Here is a 23,706-nt window from a genome sequence, read left to right as displayed (position 1 = left end):
GCTCGGCCCTCGGACGTCGGGTCAATCGGCCACGTGCACGACCAGCTTGCCGAGGTGGCGGCCGTCGAGCAGGGCGGCGAGCGCCGCGGGGGCCTGCTCCAGGCCCTCGACGCGTGCTTCGTGCAGCTTGACGCGGCCCGCCTGCACCCACTCGCGCATCTCGCGCTGGAAGGCGTCGAAGCGCTCACCGTAGTGGTCGAGGATGATGAAGCCCTGCATGCGCACGCGCTTTTGCAGCACGGTGGCCAGCAGCTGGGCGCGCCGGTCGGGTGAGGCCGGCGCACCGTCGTCGTTGTAGTGCGCGATGAAGCCGCAGACCGGGATCCGTGCGTTGACGTTGAGCAGCGGCAGCACCGCATCGAGCACCTCGCCGCCGACGTTCTCGAAATAGACGTCGATGCCGTGAGGGCACGCCTCGGCGAGGTGGGCGGCGAGGCGCGGGTCGTGGCGGTCGAGGCAGGCATCGAAGCCGAGCACCTCCACCGCGTGGCGCACCTTCTCGGCGCCGCCCGCGATGCCGACGACGCGCGCGCCTTTCAGCCTGGCGATCTGGCCGACCATCGCGCCGACGGCGCCGGTGGCGGCCGCGACGACCACGGTCTCGCCGGGGCGTGGCTGGCCGATGTCGAGCAGGCCCACGTGGGCGGTGAAGCCCGGCATGCCCAGGCCGCCGAGGGCGTGTGAAGGCTGGGCGAGATCGTCGATCGTTTGCAGGTCGCTGCCGTCGCTGAGGGCGTGGTCCTGCCAGCCGGCGTTGGCGAGCACGAGTTGCCCTTCCTGGAACTGCGGGTGGCGCGAGGCCACGACGCGGCTCACCGTGCCGCCGACTAGGGGCGCGCCGATCTCGATCGAGGGCGCGTAGCCGGGGCCAACCTCGTCCATCAGGTTGCGCATGTACGGGTCGAGCGAGAGCCACAGCGTGCGCAGCAGCACCTGGCCTTCGGCAGGCGTGGGAACGGACTGTGTCTCGAGTCGGAAGTCGCCCAGCTGCGGCCGGCCCTTGGGCCGGGATGCGAGCACGATGCGGCGGTTGAGCGTGGTCATCGTGTCCTCCTCAGATGCGCACCGGGCGTGGGCCGTGGCGCAGCGTGAGCAGCGTGCCGAGCGTGATGGCCGCGACCGCGAAGCCAGGGCCGCCGAGTGCGCCCACGTGGTCGACCAGCAGGCCGCCGCCGATCGCCCCGCTCGCGATGGCGATCTGGAACGCAGCGACGAGCAAGCCGCCCGCACCTTCCGCCTGGTCGGGCGCGGCCCGCACGATCCAGGTCTGGAAGCCGACCGGGAAGGCGCCGAACGCAAAGCCCCACAGCGCGACGGCGATCGCCGTCACCGTCGACGAGTGGCCGGCCACCAGAAGGCTAGCCGCGAGCACCACGATCAGCGCACCGCCCGCGACGATGGCGTGGCGCTCGCTGCGCCCCGCGAGCGCACCACCGGCGAAATTGCCGAAGAAGCCGCCGATGCCGTAGCCGAGCAGCACGGCGGTGATCGCGCTCACCGGCAGGTGCGTCACCTGCTCCATCAGCGGGCGGATGTAGGTGAAGCCGGCGAAATGGCCCGAGATCACGAGCAGCACCGCGAGCAGGGCCACGCGCACGCTGGGCCGCGTGAGCAGCTCGCCGAGCACGCGCAGGCTCGGGTTGTCGCGCGGGGGCAGGGCGGGCAGCGTGACGAACTGGGCCACGAGCGTGACGACGCTCACCACCCCGGCGGCGACGAAGGCGCTGCGCCAACCCCACAGGTCGCCCATCCACGCGCCGATGGGTGCCGCGCAGACGGTCGCGACCGACACGCCGGTGAGGATGACCGACATCGCGCGCGCGAAGAGGTGTTCCGGCACGAGCCGCATCGCGAGTGCGGCGGCCATCGACCAGAACCCGCCCAGTGCGACGCCGAGCATCACGCGTGCGACGAGCAGCGTGGCGAGGCTGCCGGCCGTGGCGGCGATCAGGTTCGACAGCACCAGCAGCAGGGTCAGCGCCAACATCACCTGCTTGCGGTCGAAGCGGCGCGTGAGCAGCGGAATCGAAGGGGCGGCGACCGCACCGACCAGCGCGGTGGCGGTGACCGCCTGGCCGGCCGCGCCATCGCTCACGTGCAGGTCGGCGGCCATGGCCGTGAGCAGACTGGCCGGCAGGAATTCGGCGGTGACGAGGCCGAACACGCCCAGGCCCAGGGCGCCGATGGCGGGCCAGCGGGCGTCGGAGGGTGTGGCGGAAGCGGGGGCGTCGCCGGGCAGGGCGACGCAGTCGGGGCAGGTGGCAGACATGGGGGACAAGGCGGTTGGACAACACGAGCGGCCAGCTTAGGCGTAGCATTCCGGCGTTTCCATGCCAGAAATGCCGAGATGCTTGCTCATTCGTCCAGGCCTCCCGAGCCTCCTGGCGTGCCCGACACGCTGACCGAGATCCTCCTGAACCTGCGCCTCGAAGGCGTGGAGTACGGCCGGTGCGTCCTGCACGGCCCGTGGGCCATCAGCTTCCCGGCGCAGCGCTCGGCGCGCTTCCATTTCGTCTCGGGTGGGGCGTGCTGGCTGCGCACCCCGAGCACCGACTGGCTGCGGCTGAACCCGGGCGACGCGGTGCTGCTGCCGCGCGGCAGTGCCCATGTGCTGGCCAGCGCGCCCGAGGTGCCGCCGGTCGACATCGACACGATGAACCGGCGCAAGGTCGCCGACAACCTCTACCTCGTGCGCGATGAGCGTGAAGAGACGGCCAAGCCCGACGTGATGTTCTGCGGCGCGCTGCGCTTCAACCTCGACCCGCTGCACCCGCTCGTGGCGATGATGCCGCAGGTGATGCGCGCCGGTGAACTGGCCCAGCGCGACCCGGCCGTGCCGGCACTGCTCGACGCGATGGAGCGTGAAGTGGCACTGGACCGCATCGGCGCCTGCGGCATCCTCGCGCGCTTGGCCGACGTGCTGGCGGCGAGCATCATCCGCGCGTGGGTCGAATGTGCCTGCAGCGACGCGAGCGGCTGGATCGCCGCGGTGCGCTGCCCGTCGATCGGCAAGGTGCTCGCCGCCATCCACGCCGAGCCGGAGCGCGACTGGCCGGTGCACGAGTTGGCGGCGCTGATGGGCGCCTCGCGTTCGCGCTTCGCCGAAGCCTTCACCACCACCGTCGGCGAAACGCCGGCGCGTTATGTGACGAAGCTGAAGATGTTCCAGGCGCGGCGCTGGATCGCGCAGGAAGGCATGCGTGTCGCGACGGCGGCCGAGCGGCTGGGCTACGACTCCGAGGCCTCGTTCAGCCGCGCCTTCAAACGCATCATCGGCCACCCACCGAGCGCGGCGCGGGCCGAGCACCGCGCGGCCCGCACGGCACTGCTCACACCCGGTTGATCACGCCCGGTTGATCACACGGTGCCCGCTCACACCGAATACAGCCCGGCTGCGCGTTCCTTCAGCTTCGCCGGCACGCTGCCCGCCAGGCCCACGGCCGCGCGGCTTGCGAGCATGCGCTGAAACACCCGCTGCACTTGAGTTGCCTCGACCGCCTGCAGACGCGCCAGCCACTCCCCCGGCTCGCGCAGGCGGCCGAAGGTGAAGAGCTCCTGCGCGGCCACTTCCATGCGCTTGGCCGGCTGTTCCAGAGCCCGCAGCGCCCGCACGCTGATCTGGTTGCGCGCCCGCGCGAGACCGTCGTCGTCGATGTGCTCGGCATGCTGGCGCAGCAGGCGCGCCACTTCGGTGATGAAGGCTTCGGCCTGCGCCGGCTCGGTGGCGCCGTCGATCACGAACTGGCTCGCGAGCGGGTACACGTCGGCCGAGCAACCCACTTGGTAGGCGAGGCCGCGCCGCTCGCGGATCTCGTCGAGCAGTGGCGAGCTCATGCCTTCGCCCAGCAGCGCGGCGGCCAGCACGTCGGCGAGGTGCGCGTCGTCGGCCAGCGGCGGCGCGGCGAAGCCGAGCACGATCTGGCATTGCGCGCTGCCCGACAGCCGCCGCAGCTTCACCCCGCCGTGCCACTCGGGCGTCGGCACGGTGTTGGGCTCGCCGCGGGGCATGTCGCCGAAGGCGCACTCGGTGGCCGCGACGAGCGCGGCCTCGTCGACCGGGCCGGCCGCGGCCACGATGGTGTTGCAGGCGGTGTACTGCTGCTGCACGTAGGCGAGCAGGTCGTCGCGCGTGAAGCGCTTGATGTTGGCGCGGTTGCCGATCACCGGGCGGCCGGCGGGGTGCTGGTCGCCGTAGCAGGCCTTGTCGAAGAGATCGAAGGCGATGTTGACCGGGTCTTCCTCGAACTCGGTGAACTCATGCTGGATCACCTGGCGCTCGCGCTCCAGCTCGTCGGCGGGGAAGGTGCTGTGGCGCACGATGTCGGCGATCTGCGCCACGAAGGTCGGCAGGTCGCCCGGCAGGCCCTCGATGTGGAAGGCGGTGTGGTCCTTGTCGGTGTGCGCGTTGACCTCGGCGCCCAGGCGTTCGGCGTCGAGGTTGATGCGCTGGCAGTCGCGGCTTTGCGTGCCCTTGAAGGCCATGTGCTCGACCACGTGGCTGATGCCGTTCTGCAGCCGCGTTTCGTGCAGGCTGCCGGTGCGCACGAAGACGCTCAGGCTCACCGTCTGCCGCCAAGGCATCGGGATGGCGACGATGCGCAGGCCGTTGGCGAGCGTGTGCAGGGCAGGGGTGGGAGCGGTGGACGGGATCAAAGCGGGGCGCAGCCGAAAGGACGGGCCCCGATGATCTCAGGTCCCCGCGTCACCTGCGGGGAGTGCGGTCGTGCGTCAGAAGCGGTAGCCCACGCCCACGCCGACCAGCAGCGGGTCGACCTTGAAGGTGCCGATCTTGGCGCCGCCCGAGCTGACGTCGGTGCGGATCTGCACCTTCTTCACGTCGAAGTTCAGGTAGACGTTCTTCGCCACGGCGAAGTCCAGACCGGCCTGCACCGCGAGGCCGAAGCTGTTGCGCTCGATGTCCACACCGGCCGGCAGCTTCACCGCGGAGAAGCGCGTGTAGTTCACGCCGGCGCCGAGGTAGGGTTTGAAGGCGCCGAGCTGCGTGAAGTGGTACTGCACGGTGAGCGTGGGGGGCAGGTGCTTGAGCGAGCCGATCTCGGTACCTCCGGCCTTCAGCGTGTGCTTCTGCGGGTAGGTGAGGATGAGCTCGGCGGCGATCTGCGGCGTGAAGAAGTAGCTCACGTCGAGCTCGGGGATCACCTTGTTGTTGACGGTGAGGTCGAGGCCGGTGCTGTCCTTGTTGGCGCTGTCGAGGTTGACGGCGCGCAGGCGCACGAGGAACGGGCCTTCCTGGGCTTGTGCTGAGAGCGGTGCAGCCACGGTAGCGGCGGCAAGGGCGGCGGCGATGAGGGTGCTTCGGGTGTTCATGGTGTGTCTGTCGTCTGCTGAGGGAGAGATCCTCGGTAGTCATTTCAATACCCCTGAGGCCCAAGTTTGTTGCGGTGCATCAATCGAGCACGGGGCGCCGGTTTGCGACAGGTCAAGAGACCATCGATGTCACAAGACGCAGGGCAGAAACGTCTAGGCCATGAAGCGGTGCATGGCGCCGCCCACTGGACCCGCCATGAAAGTCGCCGCCTCCTACTCGTTGCCCGAACTCCTGGTCTGGACGCGCCGCCGGCTCTACCTGCTGCTCGTGTTTGCGCTGGTGCCGGTGGTGCTGTACCGCCTGCTCGGGCAGGGCTGGGCCGCGGTGCCCTGGCCGGTGGCGGTTTTGCTCGGCACTGCCGCCTCGTTCATCGTCGGATTCAAGAATGCGCAGACCTACCAGCGCACGCTGGAAGCGCAGCAGGTGTGGGGAACCCTCGTTGGGCTGAGCCGCTACTGGGGCCTCCTCTGCCGCGACTTCCCCACGCAGCCCGGCCACACACGGCGGCTGGTGATGCGCCACCTGGCCTGGCTCACCGTGCTGCGCTACCAGTTGCGCACGCCGCGGCGCTGGGAGGCGGCGCACCGCGGCGCCAATGCGGAGTACCGGGAGCGGCACTTCCGCGTGCCGGAGGCCGACACGCCGCTGAGCGACGAGCTGGCTCGCTTCCAGCCCGACACGGACGGTGCTGCCCCGGGCGCGCTGCAGCTCATTGCGCAGCAGAGCGCGGCCCTGCGCGAGCTCTACACCGCGCAGCAACTTGCCGTGCTGCACCACACCGAGATGCAGAAGACGCTCAAAGACCTGCTCGACCAGCAGGGCCGCGCCGAGCGCCTGAAAAACTTCCCCTATCCGCGCCAATACGCCGCCATCAACCGCTGCTTCGTGTGGAGCTTCGCGGCGCTCCTGCCGTGGTGCCTGGTGCGCGAGTTCGACCGCCTCAACGAGATGGTGGGCGCGCCGCTCGCCGGCCACATGGTCTGGGCCACGGTGCCGTTTGCGATGCTCGTCGGATGGATGTACCTTGCGCTCGATCTGGTGGGCGAGAGTACGGAGAATCCCTTCGAAGGAGGCGCCAACGACGTGCCCATCTCGCAGATGAGCCGGCAGATCGAGATCGAACTTCGCCAGCTGCTCGGCGACACCGAGCTGCCACCCGCCCTGTCACCGAGCCACGACATCCTTCTCTGATGCAAAACTCTCCAGACGACGACCCGACCCGCCGCTTTGCCCGGCTGCGCCCACGCCTGCAAGGCATCGCCTACCGCATGCTCGGCAGCGTGGCCGAGGCCGAAGAAGTGGTGCAGGACGCGTGGCTGCGCTGGCACGACGCGCAGGCCGCACCGCCCGACAACGGCGAAGCCTGGCTCGTGACCGTGACCACGCGGCTCGCGATCGACCGGCTGCGGGCCACCAAGGTGGCGCGGGAGCACTACAGCGGGCAGTGGTTGCCCGAGCCCTTTCTCAGTGACGTCACCGAATCGGCCGACAGCCCGCAGGACCTGCTGGAGCGTGCCGACGACCTCTCGGTCGCCTTTCTCATGCTGCTGGAGCGGCTGTCGCCCGAAGCGCGCGCGGCGTTTCTCTTGCGCGAGGTGTTCGACGTCGACTACCCCGAGGTCGCCCGCATGGTCGGCAAGGCCGAGCCGGCGTGCCGCCAGCTGGTGAGCCGCGCGAAGAAGCAGCTCACCGAGGAGCGGCCGCGCTACCGCGTGACGCCCGACACGCACCAACGATTGCTGACTCAGTTTGCGCATGCGATGACGCAGGGTGACTTCGGCGCCCTGCGCTCGATGCTCGGCGAAGAGGCTGAGCTGATCAGCGATGGCGGAGGCAAGGTGCTCGCGTTCCCGAAGCCGCTGCTGGGCGGGCAGCGCATCGCGCAGCTTTTCTACGCGGCGCACCGCAAGCTGCACGATCGCCAGCAGGTTCAACTCGTGCGCCTCAACGGCGAGTGGGGCATCCTGCGTTTCATCGACGGCGCGCTCGAGTCGGCGCAGACCTACGAGACCGATGGCGAGCGCATCGTGCGCATCCGCGTGCAGCGCAACCCCGACAAGCTGGCGCGCATCGCGGCTGCTGTCACAAGTTGAGCGGGTCGCACGTCTTGTGGGTATGGAAGCTGTTTCCATCAACCCACAGGAGTGATAAATGTCCCAGCGCATCAACTACATGCAGCAATCGCCCGAGCTCTTCAAGAAGTTTCTCGAGTTCAGCACCGCTGCCAAGGGCGGCTCGATCGAGGCGACGATCCAGCACCTGATCGAGATCCGCGCCTCGCAGATCAACGGCTGCGGCTTCTGCGTCGACATGCACGTGAAGCAGGCCACGATCCACGGCGAGCGCCCGCTGCGCCTGCACCACCTCGCGATCTGGCGCGAGTCGACGCTCTTCTCACCGCGCGAGCGCGCCGCGCTGGCCTGGACCGAAGCGCTCACCACGCTCGGGCCGCACGGTGTCGGCGACGACGTCTACGACAAGGTGCGCACGCAGCTGTCGGAGAAGGAACTGTCGGACCTGAGCTTCCTCGTGATGGCGATCAACGGCTGGAACCGCATCAACGTGGGTTTCCGCGGCGTGCCGGGCTCGCACGACAAGGCGTTCGGGCTCGACAAGGCCGGCCTCGCCTGAGGCCCTTCGCCCTCAGGCTTGAAGCCCGAGCCGCCGGCAGATCTCGAGCGGCGCCACCGACTGGTTCATCGTGTACAGGTGCAGCCCGGGTACGCCGCCCGCGATGAGCTTCTCGCACAGCGCGGTCACCACGTCGAGGCCGAAGGCCTTGATCGAGTCGACGTCGTCGCCATACGACTGCAGGCGCAGACGGATCCAGCGCGGGATCTCGGCGCCGGAGTTGTCGGCGAAGCGGATGATGCCGGCCGAGTTGGTGATCGGCATGATGCCGGGCACCACCGGGATGTCGGCGCCGACCTTGCGGGCGTCGTCGACGAAGCGGAAGTACGCGTCGGGGTTGAAGAAGAACTGCGTGATCGACGAGTTGGCCCCCGCGCGCACCTTGGCGAGGTAGGCGTTGAGGTCGTCTTGCGGCGAGCGGGCCTGCGGGTGCATCTCGGGATACGAGGCCACTTCGATGTGGAAGTGGCGGCCGGTTGCTTCGCGGATGAACGCGATCAGGTCAGACGCATAGCGGAATTCCCCGAAGCCGCCATAGCCGCTCGGCAGGTCGCCTCTGAGCGCGACGATGCGCTTGATGCCCGCCGCCTTGAATTGCTCGATCTTGGCCAGCACCGACTCGCGGTTGGCCCCGATGCAGGTGAAGTGCGAGGCGGCGTCCACGCCCTCGGCGAGGATGGCCTGCACGGCGGCGAGCGTGCCGTCTTGCGTGGAGCCGCCCGCACCGTAGGTGACCGAACAGAACTGCGGCTTGAGCGCGTACAGCTTCTGGCGCACGGCGGCCAGCTTCTCGACGCCTTCGGGTGTCTTGGGAGGGAAGAATTCCAGGCTGATCGGAAGTCTGCTCATCTTCTTGTCCTTGTCAGGCGGGCTGCTTTGCCCACACAAAGAATTCGGTGTTGCCGTTGCCGCCCTGGATGGGGCTCTGGAAGTACTGCTGCACCTTGAGGCCCTGCCCCTTGCAGGCCTGCCACAGGCGGTTCTCGACTTCGACGAAGTGCGCCGGGTCTTTCACGATGCCGCCCTTGCCGATCTGCGCGGGCTGCAACTCGAACTGCGGCTTGACCAGCAGCAGCAGGTCGCCACCGGGCTTCAGGTAGGTCACCATCGTCGGCAGCACGTGGGTGGAGGTGATGAACGACAGGTCGGCGGTGACGAAGTCGAAGCTGTGCTGGGCATGCTCTGCTGCAAAGGCACTGCCTGCCACATCGCGTGCATTGATGCCTTCGTAGCTCGTGACACGCGCGTCGGCCGCAAGCTTCGGGTGCAACTGGCCGTGGCCCACGTCGAGGCCGACCACCTTCGCCGCGCCACCTTGCAGCAACGCATCGGTGAAGCCGCCGGTGCTCTGGCCGAGGTCGAGGCAGGTCTTGCCCTCGACGCTCAGCTTGCAGTGCTTCAGCGCACCTTCGAGCTTGAGCCCACCGCGCGACACGAAGCGCAGCTCCGCGTCGTCGGTGATCTCCATCTCGCAGTCTTCGGGCACGTCGAGCCCGGCCTTGTTCACCACGGCCCAGCCCTTGGGGCCGAGCCAGCGCACGGCGTTGCGCTCGATCAGGCGCTGCGCGGCCGACCGGGTGGGCACGAGGCCCCGTTGCAGGATCAACTGGTCGGCGCGCATCGTGATCAGTAGCGGTAGGTGTCGGGCTTGTACGGGCCCTGCTTCGGCACGCCGATGTAGGCGGCCTGCTCGTCGGTCAGCTCGGTCAGCTGCGCATTCAGCGTGGTGAGCTGGAGGCGGGCGACCTTCTCGTCGAGGTGCTTGGGCAGCACGTAGACCTTGCCGATGTCATACGAGTCAGGGTGCGTGAAGAGCTCGATCTGCGCGATGGTCTGGTTGGCGAAGCTCGACGACATCACGTAGCTCGGGTGGCCCGTGCCGCAGCCGAGGTTCACCAAGCGGCCCTTGGCCAGCAGGATGATGCGCTTGCCGTCCGGGAAGATCACGTGGTCGACCTGCGGCTTGATCTCTTCCCACTCGTACTTCTCGAGCGACGCGACCTGGATCTCGTTGTCGAAGTGGCCGATGTTGCACACGATGGCGTTGTTCTTCATCGCCTTCATGTGGTCGTGGGTGATGACGTCCTTGTTGCCGGTGGTGGTGACGAAGATGTCGCCCTTGTCGGCGGCCCAGTCCATCGTGACCACGCGGTAGCCTTCCATCGCGGCCTGCAGTGCGTTGATGGGGTCGATCTCGGTGACCCACACCTGCGCGCTCAGGGCACGCAGCGCTTGTGCCGAGCCCTTGCCCACGTCGCCGTAGCCGGCCACGACGGCGATCTTGCCGGCGACCATCACGTCGGTGGCGCGCTTGATGCCGTCGACCAGCGACTCACGGCAGCCATAGAGGTTGTCGAACTTGCTCTTGGTGACGCTGTCGTTCACGTTGATGGCGCGGAAGGGCAGGGTGCCCTTGGCGCTCATCTCCTTCAGGCGGTGCACGCCGGTGGTGGTCTCTTCGGTCACGCCGATGATCTGGGCCGACTTGCGGGTGTACCAGCTCGGGTCTTCGGCCAGCTTGGCCTTGATCGAGGCGAAGAGGCAGGTCTCTTCTTCGCTGGTCGGGTTGGCGATGACCGACGGGTCTTTCTCGGCCTTCTTGCCGAGGATCATCAGCAGCGTGGCATCGCCGCCGTCGTCGAGGATCATGTTCGGGCCTTCGCCAGCCGAGCCTTTGGGGCCGAAGTCGAAGATGCGGTGGGTGAAGTCCCAGTACTCGGTGAGCGTCTCGCCCTTGTGGGCAAACACCGGCGTGCCGGCGGCCACGAGTGCGGCGGCGGCGTGGTCTTGCGTCGAGAAGATGTTGCACGAGGCCCAGCGCACTTCGGCGCCGAGCGCTTGCAGCGTCTCGACCAGCACGGCGGTCTGGATGGTCATGTGCAGCGAGCCGGTGACGCGCGCGCCCTTGAGCGGCTGGGTCTTGGCGTATTCGGCACGGATGGCCATCAGCGCCGGCATCTCGCTCTCGGCGATCTTGATTTCCTTGCGGCCCCAGTCGGCAAGCGAGAGGTCGCGGACGGCGTGGTCTTGGGTGGGTTTGAGGACAGCGTTCATGTCGGGCTCCGGTCAATAAGGAAACCCGCACGCGGCACTCAGGGGAAGGGGGACGTTCACCACTCACCCACGAGGACTGTCGTGCGGGTGAGCGCGGTTGCAGATGAGTTTCCGAGCCTGGGGCACACGCTCTGGTGACAGAAGGTGCCTTGCAACGCTCCTCGGAAAGTGGCGGGATTGTAGTGCAGGGTGGCGCAAATGACACCGCCCGGACCATCGCGATCCGGTGCTCTGTCACGGGTGCAAGGCGTTCAGCGCGTGCGCTCCAGGATGCTCACGTAGCTGGCCACCGCCGCACCGCCCATGTTGAACACGCCGGCCAGCGTGGCGCCCGGCACCTGCAGGTCGCCCGCCTCGTCGCACAGTTGCATGGCCGAGACCACGTGCATCGACACGCCGGTGGCGCCGATGGGGTGGCCCTTGGCCTTGAGGCCGCCCGAGGCGTTGACGGGCAGGCGCCCGCCTCGCATCACCACGCCTTCTTCCAGCAGGCGGTGGCCCTGGCCGGTGGGGGCGAGGCCCATCGCCTCGTAGCTCAGCAGTTCGGCGATCGTGAAGCAGTCGTGCACCTCGGCGAGCGAGAGGTCGTGCACGCCGCAGCGCGCCGCGTCGAGGGCCTGCTCCCAGGCACGGCGCGGGCCTTCGAAGCTGACCGTGTCGCGGCGGGCGAGCGGCAGGTAGTCGTTGACCTGCGCCCGCGCGCGCATCGACACCGCGCGAGCGAAGTCGCGCGCGAGCGTGTCGTCGACCAGCACCAGCGCCGCGGCCCCGTCGGAGACGAGCGAACAGTCGGTCTTGCGCAGCGGCGCGGCGATGAGCGGGTTCTTCTCGCTCACGGTGTTGCAGAACTCGAAGCCGAGGTCGCGCCGCATGTGGGCCCAGGGGTTGGCCACGCCGTTGGCGTGGTTCTTGGAGGCGATGCGCGCGAGCGTGCCCGAGTGGTCGCCGTGCCGCGCGAAGTAGGCCTGGGCGAGCGTCGCGAAGATGCCGGGGAAGCCGCCGGCCGGTGCATCGACTTCCGCCGAATAGGCGCACTGGCCGAGGATGCGGGTGGTGTCGGCGCCCGACACGGCCGTCATCTTCTCGGCGCCGATCACCAGCGCCACGCGTGCGCGACCGGCCTCGATCGCGTCGCACGCCGCATACACCGCGGCCGAGCCGGAGGCGCAGGCGTTCTCCAGCCGTGTGGCGGGTTTCCAGCGCAGCGCGTCGTCGGCCTGCAGCGCGAGCGAAGAGGCGAACACATCGGGCGTGAAGCCGCCGTTGAGGTTGCCGAGCCAGATGCCGTCGACCTGAGCGGCGTCCACGCCGGCATGCGCCATCGCCTCGCGCGCGGCGCGGGTGATGAGGTCTTCGAGCGAGAGGCCATCGAGACGGCCGAACGGAAGGTGGGACCAGCCCACGATGGAGACGCGCATGAAGGCTCCTCGAACAGTTGCAATGAGGGGCATGGTGGGGCGCTCGCGGCGGCGGCAACAGTCGACTGAATACGCCAGGGTTTTCCCTTGGTTTGGCCCTGCACCAGGATGACGCCCTCGCGACATCCGGAGGTAAACCGATCGGTGTACTCTTCGGCGGCAACCACCGGAGACACACCCATGACCCACCTTCGCGCGCTGGGGCCGGCGCTGCCGATCCTGATCGGCGCTTCGCTGATGTTGAGCCTCAGCATGGGCCTGCGGCAGAGCCTGGGCATCTTCATGCCGCCGCTCACGAAAGACGTGGGCATCTCGGTCTCCGATTTCACGCTTGCGGTGGCCGTGCAGAACCTCGCCTGGGGCTTCCTGCAACCCTGGGCCGGCGCGGTGGCTGTGCGGCTCGGCTACAAGCGGCTGATGCTCGCGGGTTCGCTGCTCTACATCGTGGGGCTGGTGCTGCTGGCCACGGCGCAGGGCTTCGTTAGCGTGCTGCTCGGCGCGGGCGTGGCGATCGGCGCCTCGATGGCGCTCACCGGGCCGGCGTTTGCGATGGCGGTGGCCTCGCGTGCGGTGTCGGCGGCGGTGCGCAGCTCGGTGCTGGGCATCGTCTCGGCGGCCGGTTCGCTGGGCGCGCTGATGGCCGCGCCGCTCGGGCAGGCGCTGGCGCAGGCCTCGGGATGGCGCGTGGGGCTCTATGGCTTCATCGTGCTCTCGCTCGTCATCCTGCCGGCGGCCTGGTATGCCGGCAAGGCCGATGCCATGCCGGTGCCGCCCTCGCCGGGCGGTGACGAGAAGAGCGCAGGCGACATGGTGAAGGGCGCGCTGCGCCATCCGCCTTTCGTCGTGATGACGGCGGCGTATTTCGTCTGCGGCATGCAGCTCATCTTCCTCACCACGCACCTGCCGTCGTATCTCGCGCTCTGCGGCATGGACCCGATGCTCTCGGCGCAGGCACTCGGCGTGATCGGTGGCTTCAACGTGCTGGGCAGCCTCTTCTTCGGCTGGGCCGGCGGGCGCTGGAACAAGCTCCTGCTGCTGGGCGGCATCTACGTGCTGCGCTCAATCGGCATCGCGTGGTACTTCATGACCGCGCCCACGCCGGGCAGCACGCTGCTCTTCGCCGCGATCATGGGGTTCCTGTGGCTGGGCGTCGGGCCGCTCGTGGCCGGCTCGATCAGCGAGACCTTCGGCGTGCGCTGGCAGGCCATGCTGGGCGGCGTGGCCTTCATGAGCCACCAGATCGGCAGCTTCGTCGGCGCCTATGGTGGCGGGTTGATCTACGACGCGCTCGGCTCGTACACGCTGGCCTGGCAGATCGGCGTGGGCATCGGCCTCGTGGCAGGTCTCGTGCAGTGCGCGTTCGCCCTGGCGCGCCCACCGCGGCCGCCTGAGCCGCGCACGCCCTTGCCGGTGCCCGCATGAAAACCGGCGTGTCGCCGGTGCCGATGAAAGACCGCATCCTGGAGGCGGCCGACCGGCTGTTCTACGGCCAGGGCATCCAGGCGGTCGGCGTCGACGCGGTGGCGAACGAAGCCGGCATCAGCAAACGCACGCTCTACAAGCATTACCCGAGCAAGGACGAGCTGGTGGCTGCCTACCTGTCGCGCCGCACCGGCCAGGCGATCACGGCCGAAGGGACACCCGTCCAGCAGATTCTCGGCCTCTTCGATGGCCTGGAGAAATGGTTCGGCAACCAGCGCTTTCGCGGCTGCGCCTTCGTCAACGCAGTGGCCGAGCTGAGCGGGGAGCGGCAGCACCCCGCGGTGGCGGTGGCGTCGGGCCACAAGGCACGCCGGCTCGCGCAGGTGGTCGAGTTGCTGCGCGAGCTGGCGGTCGACGGACCCGAGCGGCTGGCCGAGCAGATCGTCGTGCTGTTCGAGGGCGCGGTGGCGGTGTCGATGGTGCGCGGCGGCGATCCGCAGGTGGCCGTCTCGGCGCGCGAGGCCGCCACGGTGCTGCTGCGCAATGCCGGCGTCGCGGTCGATCGCGAGCCCGATCGTGATGGGCGAGACTTGGCACGATGAACCCCATTCCTTCCCGCCCCTGGCCCGAGCTGCCCGCGGAGCGGGCCCGCTCGGTGCTGGGTGTGCTGACCGACATCGACGACACGCTCACCACCACAGGCGCCATCACGGCCGATGCCCTGCGCGCACTGCACGACCTGCAGGCCGCCGGCATCCCGGTCATCGCCATCACCGGCCGGCCGATGGGCTGGAGCGAGCCCTTCGCGCGCCAGTGGCCGATCGCCGCCATCGTGGCCGAGAACGGCGCGGTGGCGCTCTTTCGCGAAGGCCCCGAGCTGCGCATCGAATACGCCCAAGACGCCGCCACACGCGAGCACAACACGCGCCGCCTGCGCGAGGTGGCCGCGCGCGTGCTGCGCGAGGTGCCGGGAGCCACGCTCGCGCAAGACAGCGCCGGTCGTGTCACCGACATCGCCGTCGACCACAGCGAGTTCGCGCAGCTCGACCCGCCGCGCATCGAGCAGGTGGTGGCGCTGATGCAGGAAGAGGGCATGACGGCCACCGTGAGTTCGATCCACATCAACGGCTGGTTCGGCGAGCACACCAAGCTGTCGGGGGCACGCTGGATCGTGCAGCGGCTCCTGCAGCGCGATCTCGACCCCGAGCACGAGCGCTGGGTCTACGTGGGCGACTCCACCAACGACCAGCTGATGTTTGCCCACTTCCCCCTGAGCGTGGGCGTGGCCAACCTCGTGCACTTCCGCGATCAGCTGCACACCTGGCCGGCCTATCTCACGGTGGGCGAGCGTGGGCAAGGGTTTGCGCAAGTGGCGCAGGCGCTGCTCGCGGCCCGTTGACACGCATGCAGACCCGCCCCTTGGCACCCCTGGCCATCGCCGCCGCGCTGGCGCTGGGCGCGGCGGTGTCGCTGGGCCTGGCGCGCTTCTCCTATGCGCTGCTGCTGCCGCCGATGCGCGCCGACCTCGCCTGGAGCTACCTCACCGCGGGGGCGATGAACACTGCCAACGCGGCCGGCTACCTGCTGGGCGCGCTGCTGATGCCACGCGCGCTGGCCCGCTGGGGCGCACGGCCGCTGTTGATCGCGGGCAGTGTGTCGGCTGCTGCTCTGCTCGCCGCGCACGGCCTCGGCCGTGGCGACGCCGTGCTGTACATGTTGCGGCTGTTGACCGGCGTGGCCAGCGCGGCGACCTTCGTCTCGGGTGGCCTGCTCGCAGCGCGCCTGACCGGCGCGCCCGCGGGCCTCGTGCTCGGCATCTACTACGGCGGCACCGGCGCCGGCATCATCGCCTCGGCCCTGCTCGTGCCGCCGCTGGTGGCACTGCCCGACGGGCACGGCTGGCGCTGGGCCTGGGTGGCGCTCGGCGCGGTGGCGTTGTTCGCCACCGCCATCGCCGCGCGCGCCACGCGAGGCCTCACGACGACAGTGGCATCGTCGGCCCGGCACGCACCGTTTCGATGGGCGAGCCTCGGCTTCGGCTTGGCGTCGTACTTCCTCTTCGGCCTCGGCTACATCGGCTACATGACCTTCGTGGTCACGCTGCTGCGCGAGCAGCAGATGAGCCACGGCGTCGTCACGCTCTTTTACGGCCTGCTCGGCGTGGGCGTGATCGCGTCGTCGTTCCTCTGGGCCGGGCTGCTGCAACGGCACCGCAGCGGGCGCCCGATGGCGGTGCTCAATGCGATCCTCGCCGTGGCCACGGTGCTGCCGGTGCTGAGCACGCACGTGCTGGCGGTGTTCGCCTCGGGGGTGCTCTTCGGCGGGGTGTTCCTCTCAGTGGTGGCGTCGACCACCGCGCTCGTGCGGCACAACCTCGCTGCGGCCGCGTGGCCGGCCGGCATAGCCGCCTTCACCATCGTCTTCGCCGCTGGGCAGATCGTGGGCCCGAGCCTCGTGGGCTGGCTGGCCGACGGGGCCGGTGGCCTGCGCGCGGGCCTGGCCGTCTCGGCAGGCGTGCTGGCGCTCGGTGTCGTGCTGGCCGCGTGCCAGCGGGCACTGCCCTTGCCGGAGCATCATCCATGAGCCTCGACTCGACCTCTGTCGACCTGCAAGCGCATCCGGCCCTGGCCGGCATCACGGTCTTCGAGCGCGGCTGGCTGTCGTCGAACAACGTGCTCATCCACGCGCGTGGCGACGAGCCGGGCGCCGTGCTGGTGGACAGCGGCCACGTCTCGCATGCGGCGCAGACCGAAGCGCTGGTGCGCCACGCGCTGCAGGGCCGGCCGCTGGCGCGCATCGTCAACACGCACCTGCACTCCGACCACTGTGGCGGCAACGCGGCGCTGCAGCGGGCCTTCGGGGCTGAGGTGCTCACGCCGCCCGGCCATGCCGACGCGGTGCGCCGCTGGGACGAAGAAACCTTGAGCTATGCCCCCACCGGCCAGCACTGCGAGCGCTTCGAGCTGCACGGCACGCTCGTGCCGGGCGAGCCGGTGCGGGCGGGCGGGCGGCAATTCGAGGTGATTGCCGCCCCGGGGCACGACCCGGAGTCGGTGGTGCTCTTCGACGCCGCGTCGGGCCTGCTGATCTCGGCCGATGCCTTGTGGGAGAACGGCTTCGGCGTGGTCTTCCCCGAGCTGGAAGGCGAGTCGGCGTTCGACGACGTGGCCACGGTGCTCGACATGATCGAACGCCTGCCCGTGTCCGTCGTGGTGCCGGGCCACGGCCGGCCCTTCACCGACGTGCCTGCGGCGCTTGCGCGCGCCCGCACGCGGCTCGCCTCGTTCGTCAACGACCCGCAGCGGCACGCGCGTTATGCGGCGAAGGTCCTGATCAGCTTCCACTTGATGGAAGTGCGCGGGCAGACGCTGCCTGAGCTTGTCGAGTGGGTGGAACGCACGCGCTACTTCGCGAGCGTCTGGCAGAGTTCCGGGCAGGCCGAGTCGAGATCGCCCGCTGCCTGGGGCGAGCTGCTGGCGTCGGAGTTGGTGGCCAGTGGCGCCGCACGCCGCGTCGGCGAGCGCATCGAACCTGCATGAGGAGCCCGTCCGCATGAAACGTCTTGCCGCTGTCGCGATGCTGTGCGGCCTGGCCGCCTGTGCCACGCCCGACACCTTCGTCGCCGCTGACCTGGAGCCTGGGCGCCTGCCCACGCCCGACACCACGCTCGACATCCCGGGCCTGGGCCCCTGCACCGACAACCCCGATCGCCGCTTGCACATCGACGCGAGCCAGCCGGTGCACGTGCTGGTGCACGGCTGCTTCGGCTCGTCGGGGCAGTTCCGGGGGCTGGCGCAGGTTCTCGCTTTCCACGGCCAGCAGGCCGCCTGCTTCACGTATGACGACCGGGCCAAGCTCGCGGACAGCGCGGCCGAACTGCGCAGCGCCCTCACGCAACTCGCCGCGCGCTCGCGCGTGCCGCAGGTCACGGTGATCGGCCACAGCCAGGGCGCGCTCATCGCACGTCGGTCGCTCACCGACACGCTCGCCGAACCCTTGCCGGCACGTCCGCTGGGCCTGCGCTTGGTGACGGTTTCGGGCCCGTTTGCCGGCATCGAGGCCGCGCGGCCCTGCGGTCGCACCTGGCTGTACCCGCTCACGCTCGGACTGCTGCCCTTCAGCTGCTACGTGACGACCGGGCCGAAGTGGGCCGACATCACCTTCTCGTCGCGCTTCATCCGCGAGCCCGGCCCGCTGGCCGCGCCCGTGTTCGACCACTTGAAGATCGACACCGACGAGCGCAACGCCTGCCGCCGCACCGAGGCCGGCCGTTGTGTCGAGAGCGACGACATCTTCTCGCTCGACGAGCAGCGCCACCCCGCCGTGGAAAGCGGGCCGCGCGTGAAGCGCGTGCTGGTGAACGCCGGCCACGTGGAGATCGTGGGCGACAAGCGCGAGGCGCCGATGAAGCTGCTGGGCGTGTTGCAGGCCGAAGGGGTGCTGCGCCCGACACCGCCCGGGCAGGCGCTTGCATTCGAGCGGCTGCTGTCGCAGGTCTACCGAGACGAGCGGCGCTGAAGCTCGTCGGCTTCAGCCTTCGAGGCGAAGGAAGCTGCGCATGCGCGCGAGTTCAGCCTCCAGCTCGCGGCGGAAGCCGGCGTCGCGCGGAGGCTTGGCGGCGAAGCCGAGCGTGTGCGACAGCTGTGCATCGGCCACGGCCAAGGTGCCCCATCCGACGACCCGCTCGCCCCACAGCAGCGGCAGCGCGTAGTAACCGAGCCGGCGCTGAGCCGCGGGGGTGTAAGCCTCGAACTTGTACGTCCAGCCCCACAGCAGCTCGAAGCGGCGGCGGTCCCACACGATGGGGTCGAAAGGGGCGAGCAGACGCACTTCGTTGTCGGGCGCATGGCGGGCCGAGCGCGGGTTCTCGTCGGCCGGCCAGTACCAGGTGGTGCCGTCGAGCTGCAGGCTCGCGAGGTGCTCGCGTGCGAGGCGCATCGCGGTTTGCGTCTGCGTCTTCAGATGAGGCGCACCGTAGCCGAGCAGCCGCGTGAGGTAGGTGAGGCTCGCGGCCGGCAACGGGGCGTACTTGCGCACGATGAGCTCGATCAGCGCGGCGGCGCGCAGCGTGCGGCCGGCCGGACTCTCGTCGCCTTGCGGATGCGCGGCCACCTCGTAGATGCGGGTGCCGTTCTCGCGCCGCGCCACACGCAGCAGGCCGCGGTAGTGCATGCCGTCGAGCAGCTTGGTGCTCGCGCTCGACGAGCCGCCCCAGTAGTTGGTGACGCGGCCGTGGGCGAAATGCTCGTCGACCTCGCGCGGGTGCACCTGGCCACGCTCGCGCACGAAGGCCAGCACCTCGTTGGCCTGGCGTTTCGTCGTCGGCTTCCACGGGTGCGCGGCCACGCGCGGGTGCATCAACGCCAAGTGCTCGCGCGGCAGGAAGCCGTAGTTGACGAGGCAGTCCTCCTCGATCGGCAGGCGTGCATAGCGGCGCTCGAGATCCCCGGCGACGTAGCCCTTCACACGGTGGCGCAGCGTGAGGTCTTGCGCGCGAGCCGGCGCACGGATCGGGTCGGCCTGCACGAAGCCGAGTTTCTGGATGGCCCGCGCGAGCGTGGTGGGCGCAAAGAGCGTGCGGGCGACGGCGTAGCGGCGCAGGTCGTCGATGGTGATCGTGGCGGGCATGCGGCCGATTCTGTCGTCGGTGGTGCGCGGATGTACAGGTCCGGAAATGGCATGTCAGCAGGCTTGCAGCTCTCGACACTGCGGGCTTCTCAACGCACAAGGAACTCCGATGAAGGCATTGCAAGACAAGGTGGCGCTCGTGACCGGCGCAAGCTCGGGCATCGGCCATGCGACAGCGCGGCTCTTCGCCCGCGAAGGCGCGAAGCTCGTGGTGGCGGCACGGCGGCAGGCCGAGCTGAACGCGCTGGTCGACCGCATCGTGACCGATGGCGGCGAGGCGGTGGCGCTGGCGGGCGACGTGCGCGACGAGGCCTATGCGCAGGCCCTCGTCGAGCTGGCGGTGCAACGTTATGGCGGGCTCGACATTGCGTTCAACAACGCCGGCACGCTGGGCGAGGTGGCCCCGATGCCGCAGATCACGCGCGAGGCGTGGCAGCACACGCTCGATGCCAATCTCACCAGCGCCTTTCTCGGTGCGCGGCACCAGGTGCCTGCGATGGTGAAGCGCGGGGGCGGCTCGCTGATCTTCACGTCGAGCTTCGTCGGCCACACCGTCGGCTTCCCCGGCATGGCGGCGTATGCGGCGGCCAAGGCGGGGCTGATCGCGCTGGCGCAGGTCACGGCGGCGGAGTTCGGTGCGCAGCGAGTTCGCGCCAACGCGCTGCTGCCCGGCGGCACCGACACGCCGATGGCCGCGCCGCTCGTCGGCACGCCGGAAGCGCGCGCGGCGCTGTCGAGTCTCTTCGCACTCAAGCGCATCGCCGCGCCGGAAGAGATTGCGCAGGCAGCACTTTTCCTCGCGAGCGATGCGTCGTCGTTCGTGACCGGCACGGCCCTGTTGGCCGATGGCGGGGTGTCGATCAACCGCAGCTGATCGCGGTCGGACTTCTTGCTTTACTTTTCGTAGTGCCGGGGCTAGAGTGGGTGCTACGGACTTTGAAGCAAGGAGCTCCCGATGACTGTCGCCATGGCCCGCGTCGCCCCGGCAACGCCGCCCTTTCCGCCCGAGGTGCAGGGCGCCCTCGACCGGATCATGCCGCCCGGCATGCCGCCGCTCGTGCTCTTCACCACGCTGGCGCGTGACCCGCGGCTGTTCGGCAAATTCTTCGCCGGCAGCCTGCTCGACCGGGGCCACCTCACGCTGCGCCAGCGCGAGCTCGTCATCCACCGCACCACGGCGTTGTGCGGCTCGGAGTACGAGTGGGGCGTGCATGTGCGTGGCTTCGCCGCCAAGGCGGGGCTCGACGCCGCCCAGCTCGCCTCGACCGTGCACGGGAGCGCCGACGACCCGTGCTGGAGCGACGAAGACCGGCTGCTGATCCGCCTGTGCGACGCATTGCACGGCGGATGCGATGTCGACGACGCGCTGTGGGCCGCGCTGAGCGCTCGCTTCGGAGAGCCGGCCTGCCTGGAGCTTCTGCTGCTGTGCGGCTTCTACCGCACCGTCGCCTACCTCACCAACGCGCTGCGCCTGCCGCTGGAGGCCGGTGCCGCGCGCTTCCCCGAAGCGTAGGGAGGGCTCTCGGTCCTCCCATGTTCTGAGGAGGTCATAGGGCGCTCCTCCTCGGGGGCTCGTGAGAACATCCGGGCCTCATGGACCCCATCACCGTAGCCCTGGTCGAAGACGATGCCCGCGTGCGCGAGCGCTTCCAGCGCGTCATCGCCGCCGAGCCCACGTTGCGCCTGCTGCACGCGGCTGGCACCGCGCAGGAGCTGCTCGCCTGGTTCGCCGAAAACGCGGTCGACGTGCTGCTCGTCGACCTGGGCCTGCCCGACACGCCCGGCCTCGAAGTGATCCGCCAGGCGCGGCGCATGCAGCCGGCGTGCGCGGTGATGGTGATCACGATGTTTGCCGACGAGGCCAACATGCTCCAGGCCTTCGAGGCGGGCGCGGGCGGCTATCTGCTGAAAGACGGCACCGAGTCCGACCTGGCCGCCCATGTGCTGAGCCTGCACGGTGGCGGCTCGCCGATGTCGCCCATCATCGCGCGGCAGCTGCTGGTGCGCTGGCAGGCGAGCGCACCGCCGACGGCGCCGCGAGTGGGCGCGCCCGTCGCCTTGTCGAAGCGCGAATCGGAAGTGCTCGACCTCATCGCCCGCGGTTTCATCTACCCCGAGATCGCGCAACAGATGGGCCTGTCGGTCAGCACCATCCAGACCCACGTGCGCAACATCTACGGCAAGCTCGACGTGCACAACAAGACCGAGGCCGTGTTCGAAGCGCGGCAGCTGGGGCTCCTGCGCAGCTGATGATCCGCATCGCGTTTGCGTTGCTGGGCCTGTGCTTGGCGCTGTGCGCCACGGCGGCACCAAGCGCCGAGGCGGTGATCACGCTGGACCGCGCCCAGGCCACACTGCGCCCCGACGGGCTGCCGCCACGCGAGGGCGAGGTCGACCTCGCGCGCCGCTGGGACATCGACTTCCCCGGCCGTGACGGCAGCGCCACCTATCGCCTCGCCTTGCCACCGCGCACACACGACGAGCCGATGGCGCTGCTCTTCTCGCGGGTGGGCAACCAGGTGCTGGTGCAGGTCAACGGCGTGACGGTGCAGCGCCTCGGCACGCTTGGCGAGCCGGTGTTCAATGCGGCGAAGACGCCGTACCTGGTGAGCGTGCCGGCGGCCCTGCTGCGCGCCGATAGGGCGAACGAACTGCGGGTCGACGTGACCATCCAGCGCCAGCGGTGGGGCGGGCTCTCGCTCGTGCTCTACGGCACGCAGGCGGCGGTGGAGCCGATGTATGCCGAGCAGCGCCGCTGGCGGCATTTCTCGTCGGTCATCTTTGCGGTGAGCCTCACCGTGATGGGCGGCCTGGCCGGTGTGCTGTGGTGGCGCCAGCGCGATGCGCTCTACGGCTGCTTCAGTGCCGCGGCCTTTCTGGGTGTGGTGCGCAACCTCGACCAGGTCTGGGCCGACGTGCCGATGTGGTGGCCCCTGTGGGGCGCCATCGCTGCGGTGGCGTATGTGTGCCACCTGGCGCTGATCTGCCGCTTCGCGCTGCTCGCGCTGGGCGCGGCGCCGGCCTGGACGGGGCGTGCTATCTACATCGCGATGGGGTTGGCGTCGGCGCTGTCGATCGCGTCGTTCGCCCTCGCGATGCCGATGCTCTACACCCTGGGGCTCGCCGTGCTCGTCCCCGTCGGGCTGACCACGCTGTCGATCATCGTGCGGGCCGCTTTGCAAGGGCGAGGTCGTTTCGGCTGGCTGCTCGTGGTGGCGGCCGTCATCGCGGTGGGGGCCGGCATCTATGACCTGAGCTTCGTGCGCTTCAGCCACTCGACCGGGCTGCGCAACAACCTCACGCCGCACGCGATCTTTCTCTTCGTGCTGATCATGGCCGGCTTGGTAGCCGAGCGCTACAGCCGCTCCGTGGCTGACTACCGCGCACTCAATGCAAACCTTGCCCAGCGCGTGGCCGAGCGCGAGCAGCAATTGCACCAAGCCTTCGGCGATCTGCAGAAGCAGCAGCAGGAGCAGGCGGTGCTCACCGAACGCCAGCGCATCATGCGGGAGATCCACGACGGCGTCGGCTCGCAGCTGGTCGGTCTGTTGAGCATGGTCGGCCAACGCAACACCGACCCGGCAGTGCTCGAAGAGCATGTGAAGCAGGCGCTCGATGAGATGCGCATGGCCGTCGACTCGCTGCAGCCGGTGCACGGCGATCTGGTGGCCGTGTTGGCCACGCTGCGCTACCGACTGCAGCCGCGCTTGGCGGCCGCCGGCGTGCAAGTGCGGTGGGATGTGTCGCAGCTGCCGACCTTGCCCCAGCTGTCTCCGCAATCGGTGCTGCAGGTACAGCGCATCCTGCTCGAAGGGTTCACGAATGTCCTCAAGCACGCTCGCGCAAGCGAGGTGACCGTCCAAGCCCAGGTGGTCGATGCCAACGGTGGCGAGGTGATCCAGCTCTCGCTGACCGATAACGGCGTGGGCCTGCCGGCGCAGCGTGAAGGTGCAGGGCACGGCGTGGCCAACATGCAGTCGCGCGCGGCGAGCATCGGGGCGTCGCTTCGGGTGGAGCAGGGGCCGGGAGGCGGGACGTCCGTGGTGCTGCACTGGCCGATGCAGGCGGCCGGCAAGGCCTGAGAGGCCCGACACGTCCGAGGCGTCTGGGAGGGTGTTCGCGAAGCCCAGCGAGGACTTGCCGGTACCGGCCGACAAGCCCTCGCCGCTTCTCCCCACCTCTCTAATCTTGCACTCACCGGGTTGGCATCGGACGGCCCTCTTG

The 23,706-nt window shown here is 69.5% G+C and carries 23 protein-coding genes and 1 riboswitch; of the genes, 14 read left to right on the top strand and 9 right to left on the bottom strand.

From position 1 onward, the window contains the following. Positions 1–21: 21 nt before the first annotated feature. Together RXV79_RS22910 and RXV79_RS22905 are read right to left on the bottom strand one after the other, a co-directional pair. Entirely contained in the window at positions 22–1,044 is a 1,023-nt protein-coding gene (locus RXV79_RS22910) for an NADP-dependent oxidoreductase (RefSeq protein ID WP_316700400.1), read from the bottom strand. Between the two features lie 10 nt (positions 1,045–1,054). Next, positions 1,055–2,269, bottom strand: coding sequence for an MFS transporter (locus tag RXV79_RS22905; RefSeq protein ID WP_316700399.1), 1,215 nt, complete (start codon positions 2,267–2,269; stop codon positions 1,055–1,057). Between the two features lie 78 nt (positions 2,270–2,347). Here RXV79_RS22905 and RXV79_RS22900 point away from each other — a divergent pair, with 78 nt between their 5' ends. Next, on the top strand, positions 2,348–3,343 hold the full coding sequence (locus tag RXV79_RS22900; protein WP_413816639.1) for an AraC family transcriptional regulator: 996 nt from the start codon (positions 2,348–2,350) through the stop codon (positions 3,341–3,343). A 29-nt stretch (positions 3,344–3,372) separates the two neighbouring features. Here RXV79_RS22900 and RXV79_RS22895 read toward each other — a convergent pair whose 3' ends face one another. After that, on the bottom strand, positions 3,373–4,653 hold the full coding sequence (locus tag RXV79_RS22895; protein ID WP_316700397.1) for a M16 family metallopeptidase: 1,281 nt from the start codon (positions 4,651–4,653) through the stop codon (positions 3,373–3,375). Positions 4,654–4,728: 75 nt separating this feature from the next. Next, positions 4,729–5,328, bottom strand: a complete 600-nt coding sequence (locus RXV79_RS22890) for an OmpW/AlkL family protein (protein ID WP_316700396.1) — start codon at positions 5,326–5,328, stop codon at positions 4,729–4,731. 196 nt (positions 5,329–5,524) lie between these two features. Here RXV79_RS22890 and RXV79_RS22885 point away from each other — a divergent pair, with 196 nt between their 5' ends. The 3 genes from RXV79_RS22885 to RXV79_RS22875 are packed head-to-tail and all read left to right on the top strand — an operon-like array spanning position 5,525 to position 7,960. Further along, positions 5,525–6,520, top strand: a complete 996-nt coding sequence (locus RXV79_RS22885; protein WP_316700395.1) for a bestrophin family protein — start codon at positions 5,525–5,527, stop codon at positions 6,518–6,520. Then, positions 6,520–7,422 carry an RNA polymerase sigma-70 factor gene (locus RXV79_RS22880; protein WP_316700394.1) on the top strand — a complete coding sequence of 301 codons (903 nt, stop codon included), beginning with the start codon at positions 6,520–6,522 and terminating at the stop codon, positions 7,420–7,422. Before RXV79_RS22885 ends, RXV79_RS22880 begins: the two co-directional genes overlap by 1 nt. Before the next feature lie 58 nt (positions 7,423–7,480). Continuing rightward, the gene (locus RXV79_RS22875) at positions 7,481–7,960 is read left to right on the top strand and encodes a carboxymuconolactone decarboxylase family protein (RefSeq protein ID WP_316700393.1); all 480 of its coding nucleotides are present in this window, start codon (positions 7,481–7,483) and stop codon (positions 7,958–7,960) included. Positions 7,961–7,972: 12 nt separating this feature from the next. Here the strand turns inward: RXV79_RS22875 and metF are convergent, their stop codons facing one another. The 4 genes from metF to RXV79_RS22855 all read right to left on the bottom strand — a co-directional run bounded on the left by metF (position 7,973) and on the right by RXV79_RS22855 (position 12,432). Continuing rightward, positions 7,973–8,809: a methylenetetrahydrofolate reductase [NAD(P)H] gene (gene metF, locus RXV79_RS22870; RefSeq protein ID WP_316700392.1), complete on the bottom strand. Its 837-nt coding sequence runs from the start codon at positions 8,807–8,809 to the stop codon at positions 7,973–7,975. Between the two features lie 13 nt (positions 8,810–8,822). Beyond that, the gene (locus RXV79_RS22865) at positions 8,823–9,581 is read right to left on the bottom strand and encodes a TlyA family RNA methyltransferase (RefSeq protein ID WP_316700391.1); all 759 of its coding nucleotides are present in this window, start codon (positions 9,579–9,581) and stop codon (positions 8,823–8,825) included. Between the two features lie 5 nt (positions 9,582–9,586). Further along, positions 9,587–11,014 (bottom strand): adenosylhomocysteinase, encoded by a 1,428-nt coding sequence (gene ahcY, locus RXV79_RS22860; protein ID WP_316700390.1) that lies wholly within the window; start codon positions 11,012–11,014, stop codon positions 9,587–9,589. An 82-nt stretch (positions 11,015–11,096) separates the two neighbouring features. After that, a riboswitch (S-adenosyl-L-homocysteine riboswitch) is annotated at positions 11,097–11,183 on the bottom strand. 82 nt (positions 11,184–11,265) lie between these two features. Then, the gene (locus RXV79_RS22855; protein WP_316700389.1) at positions 11,266–12,432 is read right to left on the bottom strand and encodes an acetyl-CoA acetyltransferase; all 1,167 of its coding nucleotides are present in this window, start codon (positions 12,430–12,432) and stop codon (positions 11,266–11,268) included. Positions 12,433–12,612: 180 nt separating this feature from the next. Here RXV79_RS22855 and RXV79_RS22850 point away from each other — a divergent pair, with 180 nt between their 5' ends. Genes RXV79_RS22850 through RXV79_RS22825 form a run of 6 tightly spaced genes read left to right on the top strand, consistent with a single transcriptional unit; the run spans position 12,613 to position 18,372 of the window. Then, complete coding sequence (locus RXV79_RS22850; RefSeq protein WP_316700388.1) at positions 12,613–13,854, top strand: MFS transporter; 1,242 nt, start codon at positions 12,613–12,615, stop codon at positions 13,852–13,854. Beyond that, positions 13,851–14,456: a TetR/AcrR family transcriptional regulator gene (locus tag RXV79_RS22845; protein WP_316700387.1), complete on the top strand. Its 606-nt coding sequence runs from the start codon at positions 13,851–13,853 to the stop codon at positions 14,454–14,456. The genes RXV79_RS22850 and RXV79_RS22845 overlap by 4 nt, the downstream gene beginning before the upstream one ends. Beyond that, positions 14,453–15,253 carry an HAD-IIB family hydrolase gene (locus tag RXV79_RS22840; protein WP_316700386.1) on the top strand — a complete coding sequence of 267 codons (801 nt, stop codon included), beginning with the start codon at positions 14,453–14,455 and terminating at the stop codon, positions 15,251–15,253. The genes RXV79_RS22845 and RXV79_RS22840 overlap by 4 nt, the downstream gene beginning before the upstream one ends. A gap of 5 nt (positions 15,254–15,258) precedes the next feature. Next, positions 15,259–16,437, top strand: a complete 1,179-nt coding sequence (locus tag RXV79_RS22835) for a YbfB/YjiJ family MFS transporter (RefSeq protein ID WP_316700385.1) — start codon at positions 15,259–15,261, stop codon at positions 16,435–16,437. After that, the gene (locus tag RXV79_RS22830; protein ID WP_316700384.1) at positions 16,434–17,393 is read left to right on the top strand and encodes an MBL fold metallo-hydrolase; all 960 of its coding nucleotides are present in this window, start codon (positions 16,434–16,436) and stop codon (positions 17,391–17,393) included. The genes RXV79_RS22835 and RXV79_RS22830 overlap by 4 nt, the downstream gene beginning before the upstream one ends. A 13-nt stretch (positions 17,394–17,406) precedes the next feature. Beyond that, positions 17,407–18,372: an esterase/lipase family protein gene (locus RXV79_RS22825; protein ID WP_316700383.1), complete on the top strand. Its 966-nt coding sequence runs from the start codon at positions 17,407–17,409 to the stop codon at positions 18,370–18,372. Positions 18,373–18,384: 12 nt separating this feature from the next. Here RXV79_RS22825 and RXV79_RS22820 read toward each other — a convergent pair whose 3' ends face one another. Further along, on the bottom strand, positions 18,385–19,482 hold the full coding sequence (locus RXV79_RS22820; protein WP_316700382.1) for a DNA glycosylase AlkZ-like family protein: 1,098 nt from the start codon (positions 19,480–19,482) through the stop codon (positions 18,385–18,387). A 109-nt stretch (positions 19,483–19,591) separates the two neighbouring features. Here RXV79_RS22820 and RXV79_RS22815 point away from each other — a divergent pair, with 109 nt between their 5' ends. The 4 genes from RXV79_RS22815 to RXV79_RS22800 all read left to right on the top strand — a co-directional run bounded on the left by RXV79_RS22815 (position 19,592) and on the right by RXV79_RS22800 (position 23,564). Then, positions 19,592–20,356, top strand: coding sequence for an SDR family oxidoreductase (locus RXV79_RS22815; RefSeq protein ID WP_316700381.1), 765 nt, complete (start codon positions 19,592–19,594; stop codon positions 20,354–20,356). A gap of 81 nt (positions 20,357–20,437) precedes the next feature. Continuing rightward, positions 20,438–20,995: a carboxymuconolactone decarboxylase family protein gene (locus tag RXV79_RS22810; RefSeq protein WP_316700380.1), complete on the top strand. Its 558-nt coding sequence runs from the start codon at positions 20,438–20,440 to the stop codon at positions 20,993–20,995. 80 nt (positions 20,996–21,075) lie between these two features. Next, on the top strand, positions 21,076–21,732 hold the full coding sequence (locus RXV79_RS22805; RefSeq protein ID WP_316700379.1) for a response regulator transcription factor: 657 nt from the start codon (positions 21,076–21,078) through the stop codon (positions 21,730–21,732). After that, on the top strand, positions 21,732–23,564 hold the full coding sequence (locus RXV79_RS22800; RefSeq protein WP_316700378.1) for a sensor histidine kinase: 1,833 nt from the start codon (positions 21,732–21,734) through the stop codon (positions 23,562–23,564). The genes RXV79_RS22805 and RXV79_RS22800 overlap by 1 nt, the downstream gene beginning before the upstream one ends. Positions 23,565–23,706 lie beyond the last annotated feature (142 nt).

The sequence above is a fragment of the Piscinibacter gummiphilus genome, from assembly GCF_032681285.1.
GTDB lineage: Bacteria > Pseudomonadota > Gammaproteobacteria > Burkholderiales > Burkholderiaceae_C > Rhizobacter > Rhizobacter gummiphilus_A.
The sequence above is the reverse complement of the archived record's forward strand: the minus strand, read 5'-3'. Positions and strand labels throughout refer to the sequence as shown.